Source organism: Myxococcus sp. CA040A (assembly GCF_013336725.1).
Taxonomy (GTDB): Bacteria; Myxococcota; Myxococcia; order Myxococcales; family Myxococcaceae; genus Myxococcus; species Myxococcus llanfairpwllgwyngyllgogerychwyrndrobwllllantysiliogogogochensis.
Window position 1 is genome coordinate 1,360,876 of the sequence record NZ_JABUMR010000001.1, and the last position, 23,203, is coordinate 1,384,078.

Genomic DNA, 23,203 nt, shown 5'->3' on the forward strand with positions numbered 1-23,203 from the left:
GATGTGAAGGCGTTAGTCGAGATCTGCTGGCATCGGACCGAGCATCCCGGCTTGCGCCTGATGGAGGTGCCGCTCGTACTCCATGAGAATGACACGCTCCATCTGGCTGCGTGTGTCCGCGTTGAGCGGGTGGGCTATATCCTTGTACGTTCCATCCTTGCGCTTCTTCGCCGGCATCGCGATGAACAGCCCCGAGGAGCCGTGGATGACCTTCAAGTCGCGTATGACGAAGCAGTGATCCAGGGTGATGGTGACGTACGCCTTGAGCTTGTCCTCTTCGACCGGAAACACCCGGACGTCGGTGATGTTCATGGTCCCCCCCCGAACCCGAAAGGTCGGAGCTGGCGGGAAGCCTGGGACATACCGGGTGCAAAATGCAAGGGTATGGTGAAGGAGTTCCCTCACCATTGTTCCACTCGCGCACAGTCCAGAGCGTGAAAGGGACTACCCAAGGGCTCCTGGCCAGTGCAGGACCAGGTGGGTCAGAAAAGCCAGATGGTAGACGACGATGATTCCGTAGACGACGGCGCCTGCTCGGATGGCGAGGCGGCTGGCGCGCAGACGCCTGTGCAAGCACAACAGCCACAGGCCGGCGTTCACGATGAGCAGCTTGGCGAACATGAAGAAGAGCGGTGACTGCTCGTAGGCCAGCCGCATGAGAGGGTTGAGTTCCTCCGCCACGCCCAGCTGGAGGAAGAGCAGCGTGAACAGCCCGTCCATGAGGTTGAGCATCAGCAACGCCACCGAGGCGGGTGACGCATAGAAGGAAGCCATTCCACCGCGGACCGCGCCCCGAACCTGCTCCATCGTCGTCGTCGCCACGCCCTGCCTCCCAGTCCCGACCTTCCGGAGGCGGTTCCTTTCAAGCGGCTTGCCAGCGCCCGGATGGAACTTGGAGGGGCGGGCGGGCAGGCGGGCCCCGGCACGCCCGGGCGGGCTGTCACGAGGACGCGGTTGGCGGTTGACTCCCGCGGGGGGGTGACAGAGTATCCGCGCCCCTCCGCCCCCAGGCCAGGCGAGCGTCCCTTGCACCAATTCCCCAAAGATATCGGGTGGATAGAGGTCATCTGCGGTTCGATGTTCTCCGGTAAGACGGAGGAGTTGATCCGCCGCGTCCAGCGCGCCGTGTACGGCAAGCAGAAGGTGCAGGTGTTCAAACCTCGCATCGACAACCGGTACGACGAAACGCAGGTGGTGAGTCACTCGAAGCTGAAGGTGACGTCCACGCCGTTGGAGCGGGCTGAAGAGATTTTTTACCGGTTGGAGCCCGACACGCAGGTGGTGGGCATCGACGAGGTGCAGTTCTTCGGCGCGGAGGTCGTCGCGGTGGTGGAGGCGCTGGCCAACAAGGGGCTGCGCGTCATCTGCGCGGGACTGGACCAGGACTACCAGGGCCGTCCCTTCGAGCCGATGCCGCAGCTGATGGCGGTGGCGGAGTACGTGACGAAGGAGCTGGCCATCTGCGTGGTTTGCGGCAATCCGGCCAATCGCTCCCAGCGCCTCGTCTCCAGTGGAGAGCGCGTGGTGGTGGGCGCGGCGGGCGCGTACGAGCCGCGGTGCCGCAAGTGTCATGTTCCGGAGCCCACCGAGGGCACGCCGCCGCAGACGCTCGAACTGTTCGACTGACCCCGCTTCGCCCGCGGGCATCAGGGCACGAGAGGAACCGACCGAATGCGTGACACCCTGTACGCGAACGTGCCCTTCCGGCTGAACGAGATGACCCACCACTATGGACCCAACGTCCACCTGGTGGGCAATCCGTTCCTGCTCTCCCAACTGGCCACCTTGTGCGCCAAGGGCGTCATCCAACCGCAGATCAACCGGCTGGTGGAGACGCTCTACAGCGACCTGGTGAAGACGGTGGTGAACGCGGAGTTCCCGCGGAAGATGGTCAGCCTGCCGACACGGATGATCGACTCCACCCCGCAGGGGCTCTATCAGGGCGAGGTCATCGACCCGCACGTCCGGGTGGTGACGGTGAACATCGCGCGGGCGGGCACGCTGCCGTCGCAGGTGACGTATGACCTGCTCAACGCCACGGTGGACCCGTCGGTGGTGCGCCAGGACCACATCATCATGAGCCGGATGATCGACGCGGCCGAGACGGTGGTGGGCTCCCAGATTGGCGGCGCGAAGATTGGCGGGGACGTGGACGACGCGCTCGTCCTCTTCCCGGACCCCATGGGGGCCACGGGCGGCAGCCTCTCCACGGCCATCAAGCTCTACAAGGAGAAGGTGCCCGGCACCCCCCGGCGCATCATCACCCTCAACCTCATCGTCACGCCGGAGTACTTGCGGAAGATGACGACGGACCATCCGGACGTGATCATCTACGCGCTCCGGTTGGACCGGGGTCTGTCTCCTCCGGAGGTCTTCGGCACGGCGCCGGGAGCGCTCTGGGAGAAGGAGCGAGGCCTGGATGACCGGCAGTACATCGTCCCCGGTGGCGGCGGCTTCGGGGAGATCATGAACAACGCCTACGTGTAGCGCGGAGGAAGCCTTGGCGTTCTACGAGCAGGAAGTTGGCGTCCATATTTCGGAGGACAAGCTGCAGGCGCGCGTGCGGGAGCTGGGCGCGCAAATCACCCGGGACTACGCGGGCAAGGAGCTGACGCTCGTCTGCGTGTTGAAGGGCTCCACGTTCTTCGCCATGGACCTGGCGCGGGCGGTGGACCTGCCGCTGACGTTGGAGTTCCTGGGCGTGTCCAGCTACCAGGGCGGCACGGAGACGACGGGCGAGGTGCGCATCACCACCGACGTCAGCAAGCCGATGGCGGGCAAGCACCTGCTCATCATCGAGGACATCATCGACACGGGGCTCACCATGAGCTTCCTGCTGGAGAACCTGCGGGCCCGGCACCCGGCGTCGCTGAAGCTCTGCTCGCTCCTGGAGAAGCCGGCGCGCGCGCGGACGAAGATCGACATCGACTACAAGGGCTTCGTCATCGAAGACCTCTTCGTCGTCGGCTACGGCCTGGACTACGCGGAGAAGTACCGGAACGTGCCATTCATTGGCGTGATGAAGGGCAAGTAGCCCTCCGGTTTCCTCCAGCCGCGCGGGGAGTGGGTCGCCTTCCCGCCGGCTTGAAGTCCCGCGTCAGGGGTGGCGGAGCATCGAGCGCCTCGCGTGGATGCCGCTCTCCTGGCGTGGAGGGCAGTGGACTGTTGTCGAAAGGAAGAGCGTGCGCAGCGTCCCGGGTGGGACTGTTTGCGCCGCGAGGCGCCGGACGCGAGTGCTCGTGTCCTGGTGCGTGCGGCCGGAGAGGGTGCGCATGCGTTCAGCGACAGACAAGAGAATCCCGGCTGCTACAGCGGCCGGGGGCAATGATTCGATGAGGAGGTACCTGGCGGAGTTCATCGGGACGTTCGTCCTGGTGCTCGGCGGCGTGGGTGCGGCCGTGCTGGCGGGGGACCGCATCGGTTTCCTGGGCGTGTCCTTCGCCTTCGGCCTGTCGCTGCTGGCCATGGTGTATGCGATTGGCCCCATCTCCGGCTGCCACGTGAATCCCGCCGTGACGGTGGGGTTGTCATTGGCGGGCAAGTTCGAGAACAAGCACATCCTCGGCTACATCGTGGCGCAGTGTCTGGGGGCCGTGCTGGCGGCGGGCGTGGTGCTGCTCATCGCGAAGGGCGTCCCCGGGGGCTACCAGGCCTCGGTGGCGGGGCTGGGCTCGAACGGATACGGCCTCGCCTCGCCCGAGGGCTATGGCGCGGGGGCGGCGTTCCTGGCGGAGGTTGCGCTCACCTTCCTGCTCGTGCTGACGGTGCTGGGGGCGACGGACGCGAAGGCGCCGGTGGGCTTCGCCGGTATCGCCATTGGTCTGGTGCTGACGCTCATCCACCTGGTGGGCATCCCCGTGACGAACACGTCCGTGAATCCCGCGCGCAGCCTGGGGCCGGCGGTGTTCGCGGGCGGGCAGGCGCTCACCCAGCTGTGGATGTTCATCATCGCGCCGATGCTGGGCGCCGGCCTGGCCGCCGCCGTGTACCGCTCCGTGTTCAGTCCGGCGGGGGCCATCACCGCGCGCACGGCCGAACGCTCGCTGGATGCCGAGCGTGCGGAGCGCGTCGCCCAGGACCGCAGCCACACGCGCTCGCCGGTGTAGGGCGAAGAAGGCCGCACTGCGTGGACGGGCCTTGCTCCCCCGAGCAGGGCCCGTCGCGCGCGGGGCCCCTGCCCGTGGCTTTCCTGGCGGTGCTTCCGGGCGTATACGAGGGATGGGAGGGGGCCGTGCCTTCCCGTTCCCTGCTCCGGGATGACGGAGCGAAAGCCCTTCGACATGCTCTTCGAGCCGACGCGCCTGGTGGCCTTCATCCTCGCGGGACTGGTCCTCAACCTCACGCCAGGGCCGGACACGATGTATGTGCTGGCCCGGAGCATGGGACAGGGCCGCGCCGCGGGCTTCGTCTCCGCGCTGGGCATCTGCGTCGGGTGCCTGTTCCACATCGCGGCTGCGGCCCTGGGACTGTCGGCGCTGCTGGCGACCTCCGCCATGGCCTTCCTGGTGGTGAAGTGGGTGGGCGCGCTCTACCTCGTGTGGATGGGCGTGCGGATGCTGCGCAGCAAGCAGGGGCCCGAGGCGGTGCGGGAACTCCAGCCCGCGAGCCTGTGGCGAATCTTCCGCGACGGTGTCGTCACCAACGTGCTGAACCCGAAGGTGGCCTTGTTCTTCCTGGCCTTCCTGCCGCAGTTCGTGGACCCGTCGCGAGGCTCCCCGGGCCTGCAGTTCGTCCTGCTCGGGCTCTTGTTCGACGTGACGGGGACTCTGTGGCTCGCGTTCCTCGCGGGCGTGGCGGGCGCGTTCGGCGGCTGGCTGCGGCGCAACCCGCGCTTCGCGGCGTGGCAGCAGCGGGTGACGGGAGGCGTCTTCGTCGCGCTGGGCGCGCGGCTGGCGCTCCAGGAGCGCTCCTAGCCGCCGTGACGTCGCGGCCTTCAGCGGAAGATGGCCGCGCCGAAAAGGTACAGGGCGTAGCCGGCCCAGGGCAGGAGGATGAGCAGCGTCACGAGGTTCAAGCCCGCCGCCCACACCGGGAGGCGCTCTCTCTGGTGACGCCAGGGGAGCGCCAGCAGCGAGCCACCCGCGAGGATGGGCATGGGCAGCAGGTTGATGGCGGCCACCTTGGCGCTCGCCAGCCCCCAGGCCTGTAGCAGCTCGCCGTGGCGCAGCAGGGCGACGAAGCGCTCGATGCGGTCCGGCAGCCGTGAGTACTGGAATGGGACGGTGAAGCCGGTGAGGAACTGGCTCAGTCCCTCGCCGGCGCCGAGGCATGCCATGGCGACGACGACGAGCAGCGCCCAGGGAACGATGATGGTGGCCGCGTGCAGGACCAGCGGGAGCCGGTGGAGGCGGTTGTCGGCGGGGGCTTCCGTGGGTGCGTCTTCCGGAGGCCCGTTGAAGCGCACCGAGCTGCCCAGGGGGATGAGCGGGTGCAAGGCCCACTGGATGCCGCCCAGCGACAGCGTGACGAGGTTGGGGCCGTAGCCCAGCTTCACGAGGGTGGGCCTGACGCCGAACGAGCTGGCCACGGCGGCCTGACTCAACGCCCAGAGGGCGGTGACGGCGAAGGCGAGCATCCAGAGCCAGAAGAGCAGGGCGGCACGTTCCATGGGTGTGCCCCCTGTTTATCACGCGGAACCGTCGGCCTTCACCGGGCCCCGCTCAAGGGCGCGGTCTGGTGACGTCCTCCGGCACGCGAGGCACGTCCAGGGTGATGGACTTGGAGCCCGGGCCCCAGGTTGAACCACGAGACTCATGGTGCCCGTTGCCTGTCCAGGTGGGGTTGGTGAAGTCCGCTAGCAGATGGGCCGCGCCGGAGCCGTCCACGTGGCTCAGGTCGGCCTTGCTGCCGCCCGAAAGGCCCGGCGCGACGGTGGAGTCACCACCGCGACGAAGGCGGGCCACCGGGACACCTTCGCGTGGAACCGAGGGGCGCTCCCCTCGTTGACCATCAGTCGCCCCGTGCTGTCTGTCATTGTCTGCTTCGTGTGCCGCGTGGCTGAAGCCGACACGGCCGCGGCGCGTGCTGGGATTGAGTGGGGCCAGGACTTTCGACGAGGCCGGTCTTTTCCCAGACATGAGTGCACGGGGTTCGTCCGTCGGAGGTGACGAGCCCGGAGTGGGGTGGTGTCTGGTTTGGGGAGTGGAGGAGGGGCAGGCGAGGAGGCAGGCCAGGGATGCGCGCGGGAGGTGCCTCCCTCGGGGGAAGGCCCTAGCTTGAGAAGGAGGAGAGACGCATGCCCACTCGCAGGACTTCACGCGGGAGTGCTGCTTCAGCGCGGAGTGTGACTCGGCGTTCGACGGCGAAGCCACGCTCGTCCGTGGCGCCCTCGGGACGGTTCACCACGCACGAGGTGGACGCGGAGCGCTGGCGCGACTTCGCGCGGCTGTTCGAGAGCCAGGGCGGGCCCAAGTACTGCTGGTGCATGGTGTGGCGGGCGGAGGGCGCGGAAGCCCGGCTCGCGGACAACGCACACCGCAAGGCGGCGATGCATCGGCGGGTGAAGCAGGGGACTCCGGTGGGGCTCCTGGGCTATCTCGGGGACGAGCCCGTGGCCTGGTGCTCCATCGCGCCTCGGGAGACGTACCGGAAGGGGCTCGGGGGGCTGGAGGCTCCGGATGAAGCGCCGGGCGGCGTGTGGTCCCTGGCGTGTTTCTTCGTCACCCGTGAAGCGCGAGGGCAGGGAGTGTCGCGGCGACTCATCAAGGCCGCCATCACCCATGCTCGCAAGCGGGGCGGCAAGGTCCTGGAGGCATACCCCGTGGACCCCGACTCACCGAGCTACCGCTTCATGGGTTTCGTGGAGACGTTCGAACAGCTCGGCTTCCAGGACGTGGGGCGAGAGGGAAGTCGCCGCCACGTCTACCGGTACGATTTGTCCGCGTGACACGGGAGGCGGGCCCGGGAAGGGGCCCGCCCGGGAGCATCAGAACGTGGCGTCGAGCACCACGTCGTTGGCGGCGCCCACGCCCACGGCGACCTGGTAGGCGGACACGCGACGCTCGAAGAAGTTGGTGAGCTCCTGCACGTCCTGCAGGTCCATGAAGGACAGCGGGTTCTTCGTGCGGAACACCGGCGTCAACCCCAGCATCTGGAGCCGCTGGTCCGCCGTGTACTCCAGGTAGCCGCGCATCTCCTGCACCGACAGGCCCGCGACACCGCCGCTCAGAAGGTCCTGGGCGAACTGCGTCTCGCACTCCACCGCCTCGCGCAGCATCGCCTCCACGTCGCGCTCCATCTTCGCGTCGAAGAGGTCTGGCTCTTCCTTTCGAGCCACCTGGATGCACTCGTAGGCGAAGGCCATGTGCGCGCTCTCGTCGCGGAACACCCAGTTCGTCCCGGCGGCGAGCCCGTTGAGCAGGCCCTTGCTGCGCAGGAAGTAGACGTAGGCGAAGGCCGCGAAGAAGAAGAGGCCTTCGATGCAGCCCGCGAAGCAGATGAGGTTGAGCAGGAAGGCGCGACGGTCCTCCTTCGTCTTCAGCTCGTTCAGCCCGTTGACGCTGTCCATCCACTTCATGCAGAAGCGCGCCTTGCGCTGGATGGAGGGGATGTTGTCGATGGCGGCGAACGCCTTGGCGCGCTCGGCCTGGTCCGGCACGTACGTGTCCAGCAGCGTCAGGTAGAACTGGACGTGCAGCGCCTCCTCGTAGAGCTGCCGCGACAGGTACATCCGCGCCTCGGGGGCGTTGATGTGCTTGTAGAGGTTCAGCACCAGGTTGTTGCCGACGATGCTGTCGCCCGTCGCGAAGAAGGCCACCAGGCGGTGGATGAGATGTCTTTCCGCATCCGTCATCTTCGAGCGGAGGTCCACGAGGTCCGTGGAGAAGTCGACCTCTTCGACAGTCCAGGTGTTCTTGATGGCGTTCCGATACATCTCGAAGAAGACCGGGTATGCCATCGGGCGCAGCGTCAGGTTCAGTCCGGGTTCCAGCAGCATGGGCGCGATCCATACCATGCTCGCGAAGGCGTCAAAGCGGCTCGCGCGGCGATTCCTTTTTGTGTTCGCTCACGTCTCAACAGCCCTGGAAAAAACAAAGCGAGCACGCGTTTTCACGCGTGCTCGCCAGGACGAAAAAATCAGTGAAACAGGAGTTCTTTACTGACAGGCCTCGCACGCTTCCGGGTTTTCCAGCGAGCACGCGACAGCCTCGGCGTCAGTCACCGAGGAGGCGGACGCGACGGGGGCGGGAGCGGACTGCGCGGGGGCCGTCGCGGTGCTGTTGCCCACCGTCGCCTTGGCGATGCGCGTGGCCGGACGTGAGCGCATGTAATACGTCGTCTTCAGCCCCTTCTGCCATGCGTAGAAGTACATGGAGGAGAGCTTGCCGATGTTCGGCGTCTCCACGAAGAGGTTGAGCGACTGGCTCTGGTCGATGAAGGCGCCGCGGTCGGCCGCCATGTCGATGAGCGAGCGCATGGGCAGCTCCCACGCGGTCCGGTAGATGGCGCGCAGGTTCTCCGGCAGCTCGGTCAGGTCCTGGATGCTGCCTTCCGCCATCTTGATGCGATTGCGCACGCCCTCGTTCCAGATGCCAATCGCCTGGAGGTCTCTCACCAGGTAGCGGTTCACCTGGAGGAAGTCACCCGACAGCGTCTCGCGCTTGAACAGGTTGGACACCTGCGGCTCGATGCACTCGTAGCAGCCGGCGATGGACGCAATCGTCGCGGTGGGCGCAATCGCAATCATCAGCGAGTTGCGCAGGCCGTGCTTCACGATGCGAGCGCGCAGCGCGTCCCAACGCGCCGTGTCCTCCGGCGTCACGCCCCAGCTTTCGAACTGGAGCTCGCCCTTCGCCGCCCGGGTCTCCGGGAAGGAGGGATGCGCGCCGAACTGCTCGGCCATCTCGCACGACGTGGTCAGCGCCGCGAAGTAGATTTCCTCCGAAATCTTCCGCGACAGCGCGCGGGCCTCGGGCGCGTCGAACGGCAGCCGGAGCTGGAAGAAGACATCCTGCAGGCCCATCAGGCCCAGGCCCACCGGACGCCAGCGGCGGTTGGAGTCCGCCGCCGTGGGGATGGGGTAGAAGTTGAGGTCGATGACCCGGTCCAGCTGCTTCATCGCGAGCTGGGCGTTGGCGCGCAGGCGGTCGAAGTCGAACTTCCCGTCCGCCACCATGCGGCCCAGGTTCAGCGAGCCCAGGTTGCACACCGCCGTCTCACCCTGGCTCGTCACCTCCAGGATTTCGGTGCACAGGTTGGACAGGTGGATGACGTTGCCGGGCAGGCCCGTCTGGTTGCTCTTGCGGTTGCTGATGTCCTTGAAGGTCATCCAGCCGTTGCCCGTCTGCGCCAGCGTCTTCATCATCTTGGCGTAGAGGTCACGCGCCTTCACCTTGCGCATGGCCAGCCCGGCGCCTTCCGCCTCGACGTAGGCCTTCTCGAACGCGTCGCCGAACAAGTCGGTCAGGTGCGGCACCGTCTTCGGGTCGAACAGGCTCCAGTCGCCCTCCGACTCCACGCGCTTCATGAACAGGTCCGGCACCCAGTTGGCCAGGTTCAGGTTGTGGGTGCGGCGCGCATCGTCACCGGTGTTCTCGCGCAGCTCGAGGAAGTCCTCGATGTCCGCGTGCCATGTCTCCAGGTACACGCAGCACGCGCCCTTGCGCTTGCCGCCCTGGTTCACCGCGGCGACGGACGCGTCCAGCGTCTTCAGCCAGGGGACGATGCCGTTGGAGTGGCCGTTGGTGGAGCGGATGAGCGAGCCGCGCGCACGCACGCGGTGGTAGCCCACGCCGATGCCGCCGGAGAACTTGGACAGCATCGCGATGTCCGAATACTTCCGGTAGATGGCGTCCAGCTCGTCCGTCGGCGAGTCCAGCAGGAAGCAGCTGGAGAGCTGCTCGTGGCGGGTGCCCGAGTTGAAGAGGGTGGGGGAGCTGGGCAGGTACTCCAGGGAGCTGAACAGCCGGTACAGCTCGATGGCCTCCTTCGCGTTGTCGCCGCTCAGGGCGCACGCGACGCGGAGGAAGAACTCCTGCGGCGTCTCCAGCACTTCGCGCGTCTGCGGATTCTTCAGCAGATAGCGGTCATAGACGGTGCGCAGGCCGAAGTACTCGAACAGGTCATTGCGTGACGGGTCGATGGCCGCGTTGAGCTTGCGTGCGTTGGCCTGGACGAACTGGAGCAGCCGGTCCGCGATGAGGCCGTGCTTGTGGCCGGCGGCGACCGACTGGCTGAAGGAGTGGATGTCCTGGTTGCTGACCTCCTTCTGGATGAAGGTGGCCAGGAGGCGCGCGGACAGGCGGGCGTACTCGGGCTCCTCGACGATGAGGGCGGCGGCCGTCTGGATGGAGAGGCTGTCCAGCTCGCGCGTCGTCGCGCCGTCGTAGAGGCCGGAGATGGTCTTCGTGGCCACGCGCATGACGTCCACGCGGGACAGGCCCATGCAGCTCTTGCCCACCGCGCGGACAATCTTGTTCAGGTCCACCGGCTCGGCCGTGCCGTTGCGCTTGCGCACGCGCATGGTGGTGGGGGCGAACTCGCTCTGCGTGGGCTCGGCCACGGGCGTCACGCTCGCTGTCGTCGGCCCGGGTTGGGCGTGGGTGGCGGGCGGGACATGCATGGGCGCGGGGGCGGGCTTCACGGGCGTTTCGAAGTTCACGAGCGGCTCACTCCAAACGAGGGCAATGGCGTGGCCACGAGGGCAAGCGGAGAGCTTGCCCTGGGATGGGTTCCCGGGCCACAAGAATACTGAACTTTTGGGCAGGTATCAGGCTCTCGCGGATACGCGCGAGGTGGGTCTCAAGGAGAGCCCGAGGCACAGGGGGCAAGCGTGGCTTAACAATGTACGTATGTCTGCCACAACCCCTCCTGCACCTCTGGATGGCGCCTCACCGGACGGTGGGGCGTCGTCGACCGGGCACAAGGTATTGGGGGCTCCCGTTGGTGTCAACGCGAGATCTAGTGCCTGAGTAGGTCCGTCCTTTGCAATCTATGATCGATCTCCAACGCCCCACGTCACGTTCTGCTCACAACAGTGCGTGACAGAATGGACGACACTCCGTACGTGGGGGCTGGAATCGAACCTGGGAGGATGGACGCGCCGGACCCTGCTCAGGGAGTCGTGCCCGAATCCATCCCCGAATCCACCGGGGGCGTCGGCGTGGCACCCTCCGTGGGGGCCTCCGGCGAGGTCGGTGTAGGGACAGGTGGGGGCGACTGGACGGGGGGCGCGGGAGGCGTCTCACGAGGCGTCTCCTGGGGTCCACTCAAGGTGTGGACGGCGCGGCGGAGGGCCTCCTCGAGCTCGCGGGCGGGGGGCGAGACGGTGGAGAGCATCTGGTTGGCGCTGCGCGCGTGGCGGCTCTGGCTCTCCGCGGCGAGCTTGAGCTGGACCAGGGCGTCGCTGACCAGCCTCCGGGCATCCTCGAGCTTCTGGCGGGCCTGGAAGTAGGCCACCTCGGTCATGAGCTTCTGGAGGGTGAGGCGCTGCTCCTCGGTGACTCCGGCGAGCTTCTCCGCGCGGCGCAGGTAGTACAGGCCCTGCTCCACCTTGGGGGGCTCCTCGGAGGCGATGCGGGGGCGGGCCATGGACTCCAGGAGGGGGAACAGGGCCCGGTCCAGCTCGTCACGCTCGGTGAAGCTGCGCAGGATGAGGGAGCCGACGTCCTGGCCCTCCAGGGGGATGGGGGCGTAGGCGTCCGCCAGCCGGGGGTCTCCGGGCCGGTAGGGGACGGCGCCCATGGGGGCCATGCGGCCCTTCATCACCACGAGCTGGCCGTCCACGGGGGCCAGGGTGAAGGTGCGCGAGTTGAGCTGGGACAGGAGGAAGACGACTCCGCCGCCCAGTCCGAGAATGAGGAAGAAGACGAGCAGCCTGATGAAGGTCCGCCGTGCCCGATAGCCAAAGCCCTGCTGTGCCGATCCGTTCATGTCGCCTGCTCTCCTGACGTCCGGGCGCCGGGCTGATTTCGGTCCCTGGCGCTTTCCTTGGGGCGCGGAGGCCCACGGCTATACTCCCACCCCCGAACACACCCATGCATCACACATTCCGTCGCATGGGGCCCAGTGAACTGCTGCCCCGCTACATTTTCGCCGAGAGCCTCTTCGCGCGCCGCCGCGTTCTGGAGGTCGACGCGGTGGCCTCCACCGGTGGAGAGAGCGCGCGTTTCCTGCTGGAGCGGGGAGCGCGGGCTGTCGTCGCCTGTGACGAGGACCTCAAGGCGGTCCAGGCCGCGCAGAAGGCGCACGGTGGGCCCACGCTGCGTTTCCGCGCCAACATCTACGACGACTTCGAGCCGGGAAGCTTCGATGTCGTGCTCGTGGCGGACCTGGCGCCGTACGTCCGGGCCCCGGAGCTGCTGGCGGAGCTGGCGCGGCTGGTCGCGAAGCAGGGCTTCCTGGTGGGAGGGCTGCGCAACGTCGCGGGGCTCGCGCTGCCGCAGCTCATGGAGGCGGAGGAGGGTGGCGCGCCGCCCACGTATGGGCTGCTGCTGGATGCGCTCAACGTGCACTTCCCGCACGTGGAGGTGGCCACGCAGTCGCCGGTGCTGGGCTACCAGCTCGCCTTCGAGCGCGGCGAGGGGCTCCAGGTGGACGGCTCGCTCGTGCAGAACGGCGAGGCGGCGTACTTCCTGGTCGTCGCCGGACAGGAGCCCTCGCGTTCGGTGGACCCCACGTGGGTGCAGCTGCCGCCGGAGCCGCTCGCCTTCACCCGGGGCAAGCTGGACGAAGTGGTGGCGCGCGCGAAGTCCTGGGAGGAGCGCAGCACGCGGCTGAAGGAGTCGCTGACGCGGCTGCGCACGGAGCTGACGGACCGGGAGGCGGAGGTCGCCGCGCTCAAGCCCGTGTTGGAGGTGACTCGGGACGAGGTGGCGCGGCTCACCGCGCAGCTCGAGCAGGCGCGGGGCACGCCGGAATCGCAGCGCGAGCGCGACGACCTGACGGGACGGCTGCGACGGCGTGAGCTGGAGCTCCAGGTCGCGCACGAGCGGCTGGGAGATGCGGACCGCCGGTTGACGGCGCAGCGCCTGGAGGTCGAGGCCGCGCAGCGCGTGCAGGCGGAGGCCGGAGTCCAGGTGCTCGCGGGCCAGGAGACGCTCCGGCTGGAGCGTGCGCGCCGCGAGGAGCTGGCCACGTCCCTGGAGGAAGCCCGGGAGCGGCTGACGCAGACCTATACCCAGGTGCGGGAGCTTCAGGATGAGCTGACCACGCTGCGCATCGACCGGGAGAAGGACCGGTTGTTGGCGGAGCGCGCCGGGGAGCAGTCCGAGGATCGGCGCCGCGCGGCGGATGCGGCCCGCGAGCGGGAGCTGCGCATCGCCGAGCAGTACTCGGCGGCCCTGGCGGCGGTGGAGCACCTGAAGGGCGGGACGACCCGCGCGGAGGAGTTCGCGCGTGAGGCCGCGGCGGCCCTGTCCCTGAAGGAAGCGGAGCTGGCGCGCGCGGCTCGCGAGCTGACGGAGGCGTCCCTGCGCGTGGCGTCGGCCGAGGGTGCTCGACGCGACGCGGAGGAACAGCTGGCGGCGCTCCAGGCCGAGGGACGCGGTCAGGAGACGGAGCTGGTCGCCGCGCGTGAGCGTGAAGCTCGGTTGCGGAGCGAACTGGAGGCGCTCACCGAAGGTGAGGCGTCCGCTCGCGCCACCGCGCGGAAGCTGGAGGAGTCACTCCACGAGGCCAGCCAGCGCATCACGGAGCTGGAGGCGGAACGTGCTCGCGTCGAAGCGGGGCTGACGGGGGCTCTGGAGACAGAGCGCTCCGGGCTCCAGTCCCGGCTGACGGCGCTCGAGGGCGTGCTCGCGTCGGAGCGTGTGCGGGCGGAGGCGCTCGCGGAGGAGGCTCGCACCGAGGCCGCCATTCGCGCGGAGACGGAGGCGCGCAAGCTCGAGTTGGAGGAGGAGCGCCAGGCGCTGGTCCGGCGCGTGGTGGAGCTGGAGGCGGAGGTCTCCACGCTGAGTCGCTCCCGTCGAGAGGAGTCGGCGCGCGCGGAGGAGCTGGAACTCACGCTCCAGTCCGTGCAGTCGGACCTGGAGACGGCGCATCAGGAGCGGGACTCCACGGCGGCCCTGGCCTCTCGCGTGGGCGGAGAGCTGGACCAGGAGCGGGAGTCGCGCGCCGCTGTCGAGGATGCTCTGCGGATATCGCGGGGCAAGCTGGAGAGCGCGGCTCAGCGGCTCGTCGAGGCCGAGGCCACGCTGGCGCGGACTCGCGAGGCGGTGGACGCGGAGGTGGCGCGCCGTGCCGCGCTGGAGACTTCGCTGGCGGAGGTCCAGGCCACGCTGGAGGCCGAGCGCGATGGTCGCGTGAAGTCGGGCTCCGCGCTGGAGACCCTGCGCGCGGAGCTGGAGGCGGAGCAGGCGCGTCGGGAGTCCACGGAGTCGGCGCTCGCGGAGGCCCAGTCGGGACTGGCCGAGGCACGACAGGCGCTCACCCAGTCGAAGGAGGCACTGGACGCGGAGACGGAGCGACGTGCTCGCTGGGAAGCGGTGCTCGCCGACGTGCAGGTCCAGCTCCAGGAGGAACTCCAGCGACGCACGCGCGCCGAGGAGGCGCTGGCGGAGGCGCGAGGACAGCTTCATGGCGAAGGTCAGCAGCGGACCCATGTCGAAGGCACCCTGGCGGAAGCCCAGGCTCGCCTCCAGGCCGAGGCCGAGCGGCGGGGCCGCGCAGAAGCGACGCTGACGGAGGCGCAGGAGCGCTTCGAGGTTGCACTGGCCACTGCCCAGGCCCGTATCCAGGAAGAGACCGAGGCGAAGGCGCGCGTCGAAGCGACGCTGGCTGAAGCCGAGGCTCGCATCCAGGAAGAGGCCGAGGCGAAGGCTCGCGTCGAGACGGCATGGGTCGAGGCCCAGGCTCGGAGCGAGTCGGAAGCCGAGGCGAAGGCGCGTGTCGAGTCTGCGCTGGCCGAGGCGCAAGCCCGGAGCGAGTCGGAGACCGAAGCGAGGGCGCGTCTCGAGACGGCGCTGGTCGAGGCCCAGGGACTCCTCAAGGAAGAGACCCAGGCACGGGCGCGCGTCGAGACGGCGCTGACCGAGGCTCGGAGCCGTGGTCACGAGGACGGCGAGGAGAAGGCTCGCGTCGAGACGGAGCTGGCCGAGGCCCGGACCCAGCTTCAGCGTGAGGCCGAACAGCGGTCTGTCGCCGACGCGGCAGTGGCCGAGGCCGAGGCACGCCTGTTGGCGGAGACCGAAGAGAAGGCTCGTGTCGAAGCCGCACTGAGCGAGGCTCGAGCGCGCCTCGCGGAAATCGAGGCGCTGCGGACACGCGCCGATGAGGCACTGTCGGAGACGCAGCTTCGACTCCAGTCGGAATCGGAGCAACGCGCAAGGACTGACGCAGCCCTGGCGGAGGCCCGCGAGGCGCTGGCCACGGAGCGAGAGTCCTGGGGGCAGGGTGAGGTTCAGGCCCAGGCCTCGTTGGCGGAAGCACGCCAGTCCCTAGCTTCCGAGCGTGCGGCGCGTGAAGCACTGGCCGCGGAGCTGACCGACGCCCGAGCGCGAGTCTCCGACGCGGACGAGGTCGTCACCCGACTCCAGTCGGAGCTTGTCTCGGAGCGAGAGGGTCGGGCTCGAGTCGAGACCTCGCTGACGGCGGAGCGAGAGGCGCTGAGTGCGGCTCGCGCGGAGCTGGAGACCGAACGTCAGGAACGCAGCGATGGCCAGGCCGGACTCGCGCGTGTTCATGAGCGATTGGAGGGAGAGCAGCGCGCGCGTGCCGAGGTCGAAGCCTCGTTGGCTCAGACCCGAGACGCGCTGGCGACGGAACAGCAGGGCGCGGAAGCAGCACGTGCCGAGCTGGCCCGTGAGCGCGAAGCCCTGGCGCAGGTGCGTGCCGAGCTGGCGGCCCGAGAGCAGGCCCTGACAGAAGTGCGCGAGACCTCCGAGTCCCGCGAGCAGGCGCTGCGCGCCAGCGTGGAGCGACTGGAGGGAGAACGCGCCCAGGCCGAGGACTCGGCGCGGGAGCTGAAGTCGACCCTGGATGCGCGGCTGTCCGAAGTGGAGTCCATGGGGGCGCGACTGGCGTCCGTGGAGCAGTCGCTGAGCGAGGCGGAGTCGGCGAAGCGCACGGTGGATGCGACACTCTCCGAGCGGGAGTGGGCCCTGCAAGAGCTCCAGGCCCAGGCCACTCGACTCACCGAGACCGCCACGGCGCGCGAGGTGGAGCTGGGTGAGCTTCGCGAACAACTTCGGACGCAAGAGGCCACGGAGACCGCGCTGGAGGCCACGCGCCAGGAAGTGCTGGACCTGCGAGGCGAGCTGACCCACTTGATGGCGGCGCGGCAGGAAGTGATGCGCCTGGGGATGGAACTCCAGCGCGCCATGGCCGCGCTGCACGACCGGGGAATGCACCTCTCCCGGCTCGACGCGGAGCTGGTGGACGCACGGGAACGGCTGGTCGCCCAGCGCGAGAACGCCGAGCTGCTCATGGTGCAGCTCGAGACGGCGCGGCGCTTCGCGGGGAAGGCCACCGCGATGGAGAACTCGCTCGAAAGCGAGCGCGCCTCGCTGGAGAGCACGCGTGCCGACCTGGAGGCCGCGCGGTCTGAGCTGGCGCGAGTCACCGAGTCGGCGCGGGCCGAACAGGAGCGGTCCACGACCCTGCATGCGCGACTGACGGAGGCCACCGAAGCACTGGGACAGGCCCGGGCGGACTGGGAGGTCCGGCTCGCCGACTTCACCGCGCAGCTTGAACAACAGCGCTCCGAGCTGGAGTCCAATCGCGCGGAGAAGTCCGAGCTGGAGGCTCGCCTCTCGGAGAGCCTGTCGCAGCTCGAAGCGCAGCGGTCGGCGCTGGCCGCGCTGGAGGCCCGGCTCACCGAGTCGGACTCGCTGCTCCAGGCACACCGTGCGGACCAGTCCGCGCTGGAAGCCCGGCTCACGGAGTTCAGCACCCGGCTCGAAGAGCAGCGCGTCGAGCGTGCGGACCTGGAGTCGAAGCTCACGGAAACGGTGGCGCAGCTCGAGGCGCAGCACTCCGAGCGCACGGACCTGGAGTCGAAGCTCACGGAAACGGTGGCGCGGCTCGAGGCTCAGCACTCCGTGCGCACGGACCTGGAGTCGAAGCTCACAGAGAGCGTGTCGCGACTCGACGCACAGCGCGCCGAACATGCGGACCTGGAATCGAAGCTCACGGAGACGGTGGCCCTGCTGGACGCTCAGCGCACGGACAGCGCCGACCTGGAATCGCGGCTCGCGGACACGGTGGCCCTGCTCGACGCCGAGCGCACGGACAAGTCCGAGCTGGGCGCGCGGCTCGCCGAGTCCTCCGCTCATCTCGACGCCCACCGCACGGACAGGACCGAGCTGGAGTCTCGGCTCACCGACGCCGAGGCACGCCGCGCCGAGCTGGAAGCCCAATTCTCCGACCTCCAGGTTCGCGCTCAATCCATGCGCGAGGAACACGGCGCCAGGCTCGTCGAGGCCACCACGGACTTCGAGGCCCGGCGCACCGAACTCGAAGCCCGCCTGTCCGACCTGGAATCCTCCACGACGGAGAGCGCCACCGCGCTCCAGTCCTTGCAGGACCGCCTGACCCGCGCCGAGTCGGAGCGTGAGCGACTCCAGTCGGACCTGACTGTCGCTCGGGCCGCCCGGGTCCGGCTGGAAGGCCGCATCACCGCCCTGGAGACAGCTTCCACGGATGCGGTGCGCCTGCTCGACACCGAGCGCGCCGAGCGCACCCGCGTCTCCGAGTCGTTGGAAGAAGCCCGCCGCCAGCTCGCGCAGCGTGACGGCACCACGTCCGACCGTCTCACCACGCTGCGGACCGAGCTGACGCGCCTCCAGGAGCAGGCGCAGGCCCTGACGACGGAGAAGCAGGACCTCCTGAAGGATCGCTTCGAGCGGGAGCGCCTGGAGCCGCTCGTGAAGGAGCAGCAGGCCCGACTCACCGCCCTGGAGGCCGAGCGCAACGAACTGCTCAAGGCCACCGAGGAGCTCAAGGCCGCCTCGCAGACGGACGCCGTCCTGGAGATGGCCGCGGAGATGGAGCAGCTCCAGTCGGAGGTGGACTCACTCCAGGAGAAGCTCCAGGCCCAGGAGACGGAGCTGGGCACCCTGCGCCGTCAGGTGGCCCGAGCCGGGGCCAACCCCGTCCAGGACATCTACGAGCGCGCCAACGCGGAGCTCAACGCGGTGAAGAGCGAGCTGTCCCGGCGCACGGGCGTGGCGCTGACCCCGCCCGGTGGCACGCCCGTCCGGGCCCCCACCATCCCTCAGGCCAAGCCCCCGCGCACCGCCGTGCCCGCGCTCGACATGCCCGACCCGCCGCCTCCGACGAAGAAGGCGGACGAGCGCGAGTGACGTTCCACGGCTAGGATTGCCACCGTGGACGTTCGCGAGCGCATCTTCAAGTACCAGGGGCTGGGCAACGACTTCGTGGTCCTGGACCGTCGCCGGTCCGGCGTGGACATCGACGCGGAGACCTCGCGTTGGATGTGCGACCGCCGGCTCGGCATCGGCGCCGACGGAGTCCTCGCGCTGCTCCCCTCCGAGCACGGCCTGGCCCGGATGGTCGTTCACAACGCCGACGGCAGCATCGCGGAGATGTGCGGCAACGGCCTGCGCTGCGCGGTGAAGTACCTGGTCGACCAGTCCGGGGACAACCCGGGCCGCATCGACGTGGAGACAGGCGCCGGAGTGCTCACCTGCATGCCCGGCTACGGTGACGGCGGGGTGGTCGCGGTGGACATTTCCATGGGGCCAGCACGGCTCGTGGCCCCCAACCTCCCGTCCGGTGTCACCGGGCGTGCGTTCCTGGACACGCCGCTGCCGGGGCACCCCGAGCTTCGCGCGTCCGCGGTGAGCATGGGCAATCCCCACCTGGTCCTCCTGGACCAGCCGCTGGAGGACGCGCCTCGACTGGGGCCGGTGCTGGAGCGGCACCCTGACTTCCGGGACCGTACCAACGTCGAGTTCGTCCGGGTGGAGGAGGACGGACTCACCGTCGTCGTGTGGGAGCGGGGCTGTGGGCTGACCCAGGCGTGTGGCACGGGGGCCTGTGCCTCGGCGGTGGCGGCGGTGCTGGCGGGGCGGTTGCCCTCGGACACCTGGCTGCGCGTCACCCTTCCGGGAGGCAACCTGCGCATCCGCGTGCCCGCCGACCTGTCCGACATCCGCCTCCGTGGTCCTGTCGCCTTCGTCTTCGAGGGCGTTGTCGCGCTTGCTGGGGGCCGGTAACCTCCGACCTCCCCCTTCGCACCCGGGTCAGACAGCGCGTGGCCGGTCCCATTCTCGTCGTCGACGACGACCTGTTCTTCCGCCAGCTCGCCAGCGACATGCTGTCCCGTCATGGGCACCGCGTAGTCTCTGTGGAGAACGGCACGCTGGCGCTCGAGGAGGCTGCTCGCACGCCCTTCGACCTGGTCATCACCGACGTGGTGATGCCGGGCGTCGACGGCTTCGCACTCACCGCGCGCCTTCGCGAGAGAGACCCGGACCAGGAGGTCATCCTGGTCAGCCATCGCACCGACGTGAAGGGCTCGGAGATGGCCCTGCGCTCGGGCGCGGCGGACTGTCTGGCCAAGCCCGTGGAGGAAGCGGACCTGGTGCTCGCGGTGGACCGCGCCCTGGAGCGCGCCGCCCTGCGCCGCGAGCGCACCCAGCTGCGCGACGAGAACATCGAGTTCGCCCGCTTCCACAACCTGCACCAGCGCTGCCTGGAACTCATCTCCCAGTCTGATTTGGAGTGGCTCCAGGAGCGCATCATCTCGGAGCTGTCCGCGGTGTGCGACGCGCAGAGCGCCGCGCTGTGGGTGCTGGACGACCGGGGAGACCTGGTGCTGCGTGCGTACCGGGGGCTGCTCGACAAGCAGTTCCTCGCGGAGAAGATGAGCCCGGAAGGGCCGCTGGCGGGGCGCCTGCGGGACGCGCAGCCGTGGTTCGCGCGGGATGAGCGCTCCGCGGTGCTGTACGTGCCGCTGATGGTCTCCGGCGAAATCGTCGGCCTCGCGCAGCTGTCGGACCCGCTGGCCGGTGACTTCCGCGCCGAGCATTCGAGGGACGCCCGTGTGCTCGCGGACTTCGCCGCCGTGGGCGTGAAGAACGGCCGGCGGATGATGGCGCTCCAGCGCCTGGGCCTGAGAGACCGCGAGACGGCGGCCTACAACCTCAGTTACTTCACCGACTACGCGTCGAAGGAGATCTACAAGGCGCGGCGGTATGGGCGGACGTTCTCGCTGCTGACCTTCTCCATCGACAACCTGCCGCTGGTGCGCGTGCGCCAGGGCGCGGCGGACGCGAAGAAGGCGGTGCGCGGCATCATCCGCGCGCTGAGCAAGATCATCCGCGACTCGGACGTCATCGCGAAGGCGAGCGACCAGGAGTTCTATCTCCTGTTGCCGGAGACGGACTTCTTCGGCGCGATGATGTTCGTGCGTCGCGCGGTGGCGGCGGTGCGCGAGGAGCCTGAAGTCCAGGACGTGGAGTCCCGCCTGCCGCTGGCCCTGGTGGGCGGAGCCAGCACCTTCCCCAAGGACGGGGAGGACTTCGACGAGCTGGTGCACCGCTGTCGTCGCCGCATGGACGAGCGCCGTGCGTCGCTCCAGCGGCGGCTGATGCTGGACGGGCTGCCGTTCTGGGACGAGGTGGACCTGCTCTTGGGCACGCCCAACAGTCCCCGACTGCCCGTGGACGAGCGCGCCGAGCCGAGCCGCCGAGGCAAGGTCGCGGATGTCCTCTTCGACGAACTCCAGGCGGAGATCGCGCGCGAACTCACCCGAGACCCGGGCACGCGCGGCCTCCTGTACGTGGGCGGGCCGGAGATTCGCGCGGACCTGCCCATCGCGGCCGGTCTGGAGTCGGCGCCGCCGGACCTGTCCTCGCGCATCTACCTGCTGGGACGCCGGGTAGACCTCGAGTCGCATCCCGCGCTGACGCCCGTGTTCCTGGAGGGCGACGAGCGCGTGTCCCGGCATGAGTTCATCCTCTGGCTGTCGGAGAGCGCGGCCTACGCGCTCATCCAGCGGCGGGGGCGGGGCGCGACGTGGGGCTTCCACACCTCGGACACCGCCGTGGTGGACGGGCTCATCTCCAAGCTGCAGGCCGAATACGACCTGCAGCCCTACTGACACGAAGCGGAGCGACCCATGGCCCAGGTCCGGAAGATCCTCATCGCCGACCCCGACCTGGAGTCCGTGCGCGCGCTGTCCCGCGAGCTGCGCACCAAGGGCTATCAGGTGCACTACGCGCCGGATGGCTCCCGGGCGCTGGAGGTGGCGGTGCTGCGCCACCCGGACCTCACGCTGTTCGATGAGAACTGCCGGCTGCTGGAGGCGCGCACCTTCATCCAGATTCTGCGCACCAACCCGCGCACCGAGGACATCCCGGTGGTGCTCACCACGTCGAGCTTCGACGGGGACCGGTATCGCGGCCTGCGGGATGGCTACCTGCGCAAGCCCTTCAACCTGGACGAAGTGCTCAGCCGCATCGAGCACATCTTCCGGCGCAACGAGGCGGCCAAGGACCTCAAGGTCGAGCAGCAGGAAATCGAAGGCTCCCTCAGCCAGCTCAGCATCCCGGACCTGATGCAGCTGCTCGGGATGAACCGGCGCAGCGGGAAGCTCTCGCTGGAGCGGGGCAACGAGCGCGGCGAAATCCACGTGGTGGAGGGCCGCCCGGTGAATTCGAAGCTGGGGCGGGTGGAAGGTGAGAAGGCGCTGTTCCGCCTGCTGGCCTGGGGCGATGGGACCTTCACGTTCTCCCCCGGCGCCAGCGCGGCGAAGGCTCGCATCAACCGCGCCATGGACGACGCGCTGCTGGAAGGCATGCGCCAGTCGGACGAGGTGAATCGCCTGATGCCGGGCCTGCCGCCGCGCCACACGCGGCTGATGCTGGCGCCGGACGTGGAGCTGCAACAGGACCAGCACCCGGTGACGGCGCAGGTGGTGGACCTGCTGCGCCAGCCGCGCGCGCTGGGCGAGGTGCTGGACCTGGCGCCCGCCACGGACCTGGAAGTGCTGGGGGTGCTGTCCACCCTGATGCAGCGGGGCGTGGCGAGGCCGGCGGACGTACATGGCATGGACGCGAACGCCAACGAGCTGCTGGGCGCCGCGGAGGTGCATGCCCTGCGAGGCCGCATCCTCCGGACGAAGGCTCCGTCGAGGGTGGCGACCGCCAAGATTTTCGTCTGCGGCAGCGGCTCATCGGCGGCGCGGCGGGTGATGGCCCGCGTGCCGGGCCTGGAGGCCTTGTCCGCGGAGCCCACGGCCGTGAAGAGCGGCTTCGGGACGCTGGGGCGACTGGTGCTCAGCGAGGTGCTGCGGCTGGACTTCTGCACGCTGCCCCCGGCCGAGGCGGCACGGCCCCTGTGGCGCCCCTTCAGCGCGGGCGCGGTGGGCGCGTTGCTGCTGGACGTGTCGGAGCCGGCGGTGGGACTGGCGCACTACCTGGCGTGGGAGGCTCGGATGCCGATTGTCGTCGTGGGCGCGGAGGTGCCCGCGGCGCTCCAGGGCGCCCCCGCCGGGGCGCTGAGCGTGGTGGACGACCTGGGCGAGGCGCTGAGGTCGCTGCTCGTGCAGGCCCTCAACCCCGCGCCCATGCTGCCCGGCGTGCCCCAGGTGCAGCGGGCCAGCGCCTTTGTCGCGTAGTCGCTGCTAGGCGGCGGGCGCGGCGGGCCTGGCCTCGATGCCGAGCGCCTCGTTCGCGAAGCGGTACATCCGGGCCCGGAGTTGGTCCAGCGCCGCGAGGGTGTTTCGGCCGCCACGGTTGGCCTCATCCTCCAGCTTGTCCTTGCAGCGCAGGTCGACGCAGAGGCTGATGCCCACGCGGCGCTTGCTGTTCACGTCGGTGGTGAGCAGGTCCACCGCGTGCGACGAGCCGTAGTTGTGGCACCACTCGCACATGCGGGCGACATCGAGACCTCCTCCGGTATCGCGCCGGAAGATGATGCCGATGGGCTGGTGGCTGCCGGGCGCGGAGAAGACCAGGTACACGCGCGCGCCGGACGTCTCCGTCCAGGCCAGGTAGTCACGCACGAACAAGGGGAAGGTGAGACCCGGCGGCATTTCCATGACGCGGCGGTCTCTCGGACGAAAGGACTGGATGAGGTCCCGGTCGGTTTCGAATCGGAACACGGCTGCTCCTTGGAGAACGTCTCGACCTAACAGCCCGCGGCCCCCGATTCTACCCAAACCCACCAGGAAGCCAGGCCCCTCGTCCCCTGGTCGCCAGGGGAGAAGGGGGCCCGTCCCACGCGACTGTGCATGCCTTTGCACACGGCGAGTCGCGTCATCTGGGTCCATTCGCACGTCGTTTCAACGGCTGACCCG

Annotated in this window: 18 protein-coding genes; 10 read left to right on the forward strand and 8 right to left on the reverse strand. The window is 69.0% G+C overall.

The genetic code is table 11. The annotated features are described in order from the left end of the window. Positions 1 to 12: 12 nt before the first annotated feature. Both spoVG and HUA75_RS05595 read right to left on the reverse strand, forming a co-directional pair. The gene (spoVG, locus tag HUA75_RS05590) at positions 13 to 312 is read right to left on the reverse strand and encodes a septation regulator SpoVG (RefSeq protein ID WP_046715132.1); all 300 of its coding nucleotides are present in this window, start codon (positions 310 to 312) and stop codon (positions 13 to 15) included. Positions 313 to 444: 132 nt separating this feature from the next. Next, positions 445 to 822 (reverse strand): DUF5658 family protein, encoded by a 378-nt coding sequence (locus HUA75_RS05595; protein ID WP_371745468.1) that lies wholly within the window; start codon positions 820 to 822, stop codon positions 445 to 447. 204 nt (positions 823 to 1,026) lie between these two features. On the opposite strand from HUA75_RS05595, the gene HUA75_RS05600 reads away from it, so the two are divergent. The 5 genes from HUA75_RS05600 to HUA75_RS05620 all read left to right on the forward strand — a co-directional run bounded on the left by HUA75_RS05600 (position 1,027) and on the right by HUA75_RS05620 (position 4,913). Further along, a complete protein-coding gene (locus tag HUA75_RS05600; RefSeq protein ID WP_141648002.1) occupies positions 1,027 to 1,626 on the forward strand; it encodes a thymidine kinase in 600 nt (199 codons plus the stop codon). A 45-nt stretch (positions 1,627 to 1,671) separates the two neighbouring features. Then, a complete protein-coding gene (locus HUA75_RS05605; RefSeq protein ID WP_174461252.1) occupies positions 1,672 to 2,487 on the forward strand; it encodes a uracil phosphoribosyltransferase in 816 nt (271 codons plus the stop codon). Between the two features lie 13 nt (positions 2,488 to 2,500). After that, on the forward strand, positions 2,501 to 3,034 hold the full coding sequence (gene hpt / locus HUA75_RS05610) for a hypoxanthine phosphoribosyltransferase (protein WP_141648000.1): 534 nt from the start codon (positions 2,501 to 2,503) through the stop codon (positions 3,032 to 3,034). A gap of 238 nt (positions 3,035 to 3,272) precedes the next feature. After that, complete coding sequence (gene aqpZ / locus HUA75_RS05615) at positions 3,273 to 4,106, forward strand: aquaporin Z (protein ID WP_141647999.1); 834 nt, start codon at positions 3,273 to 3,275, stop codon at positions 4,104 to 4,106. A 174-nt stretch (positions 4,107 to 4,280) separates the two neighbouring features. Beyond that, positions 4,281 to 4,913, forward strand: a complete 633-nt coding sequence (locus HUA75_RS05620) for a LysE family translocator (RefSeq protein ID WP_141648010.1) — start codon at positions 4,281 to 4,283, stop codon at positions 4,911 to 4,913. Positions 4,914 to 4,933: 20 nt separating this feature from the next. Here HUA75_RS05620 and HUA75_RS05625 read toward each other — a convergent pair whose 3' ends face one another. Together HUA75_RS05625 and HUA75_RS05630 are read right to left on the reverse strand one after the other, a co-directional pair. After that, a complete protein-coding gene (locus HUA75_RS05625; RefSeq protein WP_174485724.1) occupies positions 4,934 to 5,608 on the reverse strand; it encodes a site-2 protease family protein in 675 nt (224 codons plus the stop codon). Positions 5,609 to 5,660: 52 nt separating this feature from the next. Further along, the gene (locus HUA75_RS05630; protein WP_174485725.1) at positions 5,661 to 5,903 is read right to left on the reverse strand and encodes a hypothetical protein; all 243 of its coding nucleotides are present in this window, start codon (positions 5,901 to 5,903) and stop codon (positions 5,661 to 5,663) included. Positions 5,904 to 6,319: 416 nt separating this feature from the next. Between HUA75_RS05630 and HUA75_RS05635 the strand changes: the two genes are divergently transcribed. Then, entirely contained in the window at positions 6,320 to 6,886 is a 567-nt protein-coding gene (locus tag HUA75_RS05635) for a GNAT family N-acetyltransferase (protein ID WP_217445905.1), read from the forward strand. A gap of 39 nt (positions 6,887 to 6,925) precedes the next feature. Here the strand turns inward: HUA75_RS05635 and HUA75_RS05640 are convergent, their stop codons facing one another. The 3 genes from HUA75_RS05640 to HUA75_RS05650 all read right to left on the reverse strand — a co-directional run bounded on the left by HUA75_RS05640 (position 6,926) and on the right by HUA75_RS05650 (position 11,871). Continuing rightward, a complete protein-coding gene (locus HUA75_RS05640) occupies positions 6,926 to 7,936 on the reverse strand; it encodes a ribonucleotide-diphosphate reductase subunit beta (protein ID WP_141647995.1) in 1,011 nt (336 codons plus the stop codon). A gap of 159 nt (positions 7,937 to 8,095) precedes the next feature. Then, positions 8,096 to 10,600, reverse strand: a complete 2,505-nt coding sequence (locus HUA75_RS05645) for a ribonucleoside-diphosphate reductase subunit alpha (protein ID WP_174485727.1) — start codon at positions 10,598 to 10,600, stop codon at positions 8,096 to 8,098. 452 nt (positions 10,601 to 11,052) lie between these two features. Next, positions 11,053 to 11,871, reverse strand: coding sequence for an IF-2 protein (locus HUA75_RS05650; RefSeq protein WP_174485728.1), 819 nt, complete (start codon positions 11,869 to 11,871; stop codon positions 11,053 to 11,055). 104 nt (positions 11,872 to 11,975) lie between these two features. Here HUA75_RS05650 and HUA75_RS05655 point away from each other — a divergent pair, with 104 nt between their 5' ends. The 4 genes from HUA75_RS05655 to HUA75_RS05670 are packed head-to-tail and all read left to right on the forward strand — an operon-like array spanning position 11,976 to position 22,522. Further along, positions 11,976 to 18,239 (forward strand): methyltransferase domain-containing protein, encoded by a 6,264-nt coding sequence (locus HUA75_RS05655; protein ID WP_174485729.1) that lies wholly within the window; start codon positions 11,976 to 11,978, stop codon positions 18,237 to 18,239. Between the two features lie 24 nt (positions 18,240 to 18,263). After that, complete coding sequence (dapF, locus tag HUA75_RS05660) at positions 18,264 to 19,115, forward strand: diaminopimelate epimerase (RefSeq protein WP_174467681.1); 852 nt, start codon at positions 18,264 to 18,266, stop codon at positions 19,113 to 19,115. Between the two features lie 38 nt (positions 19,116 to 19,153). Further along, positions 19,154 to 21,004, forward strand: a complete 1,851-nt coding sequence (locus tag HUA75_RS47860; RefSeq protein WP_141645815.1) for a response regulator — start codon at positions 19,154 to 19,156, stop codon at positions 21,002 to 21,004. An 18-nt stretch (positions 21,005 to 21,022) separates the two neighbouring features. Next, positions 21,023 to 22,522: a DUF4388 domain-containing protein gene (locus tag HUA75_RS05670; protein ID WP_174453491.1), complete on the forward strand. Its 1,500-nt coding sequence runs from the start codon at positions 21,023 to 21,025 to the stop codon at positions 22,520 to 22,522. A gap of 6 nt (positions 22,523 to 22,528) precedes the next feature. Here the strand turns inward: HUA75_RS05670 and HUA75_RS05675 are convergent, their stop codons facing one another. Further along, positions 22,529 to 23,008, reverse strand: coding sequence for an FBP domain-containing protein (locus HUA75_RS05675; protein WP_141645813.1), 480 nt, complete (start codon positions 23,006 to 23,008; stop codon positions 22,529 to 22,531). Positions 23,009 to 23,203 lie beyond the last annotated feature (195 nt).

Bases quoted from the DNA above. Each gene is read 5' to 3' on its own strand.
- spoVG (WP_046715132.1), bottom strand. From the start codon at position 312: ATGAACATCACCGACGTCCGGGTGTTTCCGGTCGAAGAGGACAAGCTC.
- HUA75_RS05605 (WP_174461252.1), top strand. From the start codon at position 1,672: ATGCGTGACACCCTGTACGCGAACGTGCCCTTCCGGCTGAACGAGATG.
- aqpZ (WP_141647999.1), top strand. From the start codon at position 3,273: ATGCGTTCAGCGACAGACAAGAGAATCCCGGCTGCTACAGCGGCCGGG.
- HUA75_RS05620 (WP_141648010.1), top strand. From the start codon at position 4,281: ATGCTCTTCGAGCCGACGCGCCTGGTGGCCTTCATCCTCGCGGGACTG.
- HUA75_RS05625 (WP_174485724.1), bottom strand. From the start codon at position 5,608: ATGGAACGTGCCGCCCTGCTCTTCTGGCTCTGGATGCTCGCCTTCGCC.
- HUA75_RS05640 (WP_141647995.1), bottom strand. From the start codon at position 7,936: ATGCTGCTGGAACCCGGACTGAACCTGACGCTGCGCCCGATGGCATAC.
- HUA75_RS05650 (WP_174485728.1), bottom strand. From the start codon at position 11,871: ATGAACGGATCGGCACAGCAGGGCTTTGGCTATCGGGCACGGCGGACC.
- HUA75_RS05655 (WP_174485729.1), top strand. From the start codon at position 11,976: ATGCATCACACATTCCGTCGCATGGGGCCCAGTGAACTGCTGCCCCGC.
- HUA75_RS05670 (WP_174453491.1), top strand. From the start codon at position 21,023: ATGGCCCAGGTCCGGAAGATCCTCATCGCCGACCCCGACCTGGAGTCC.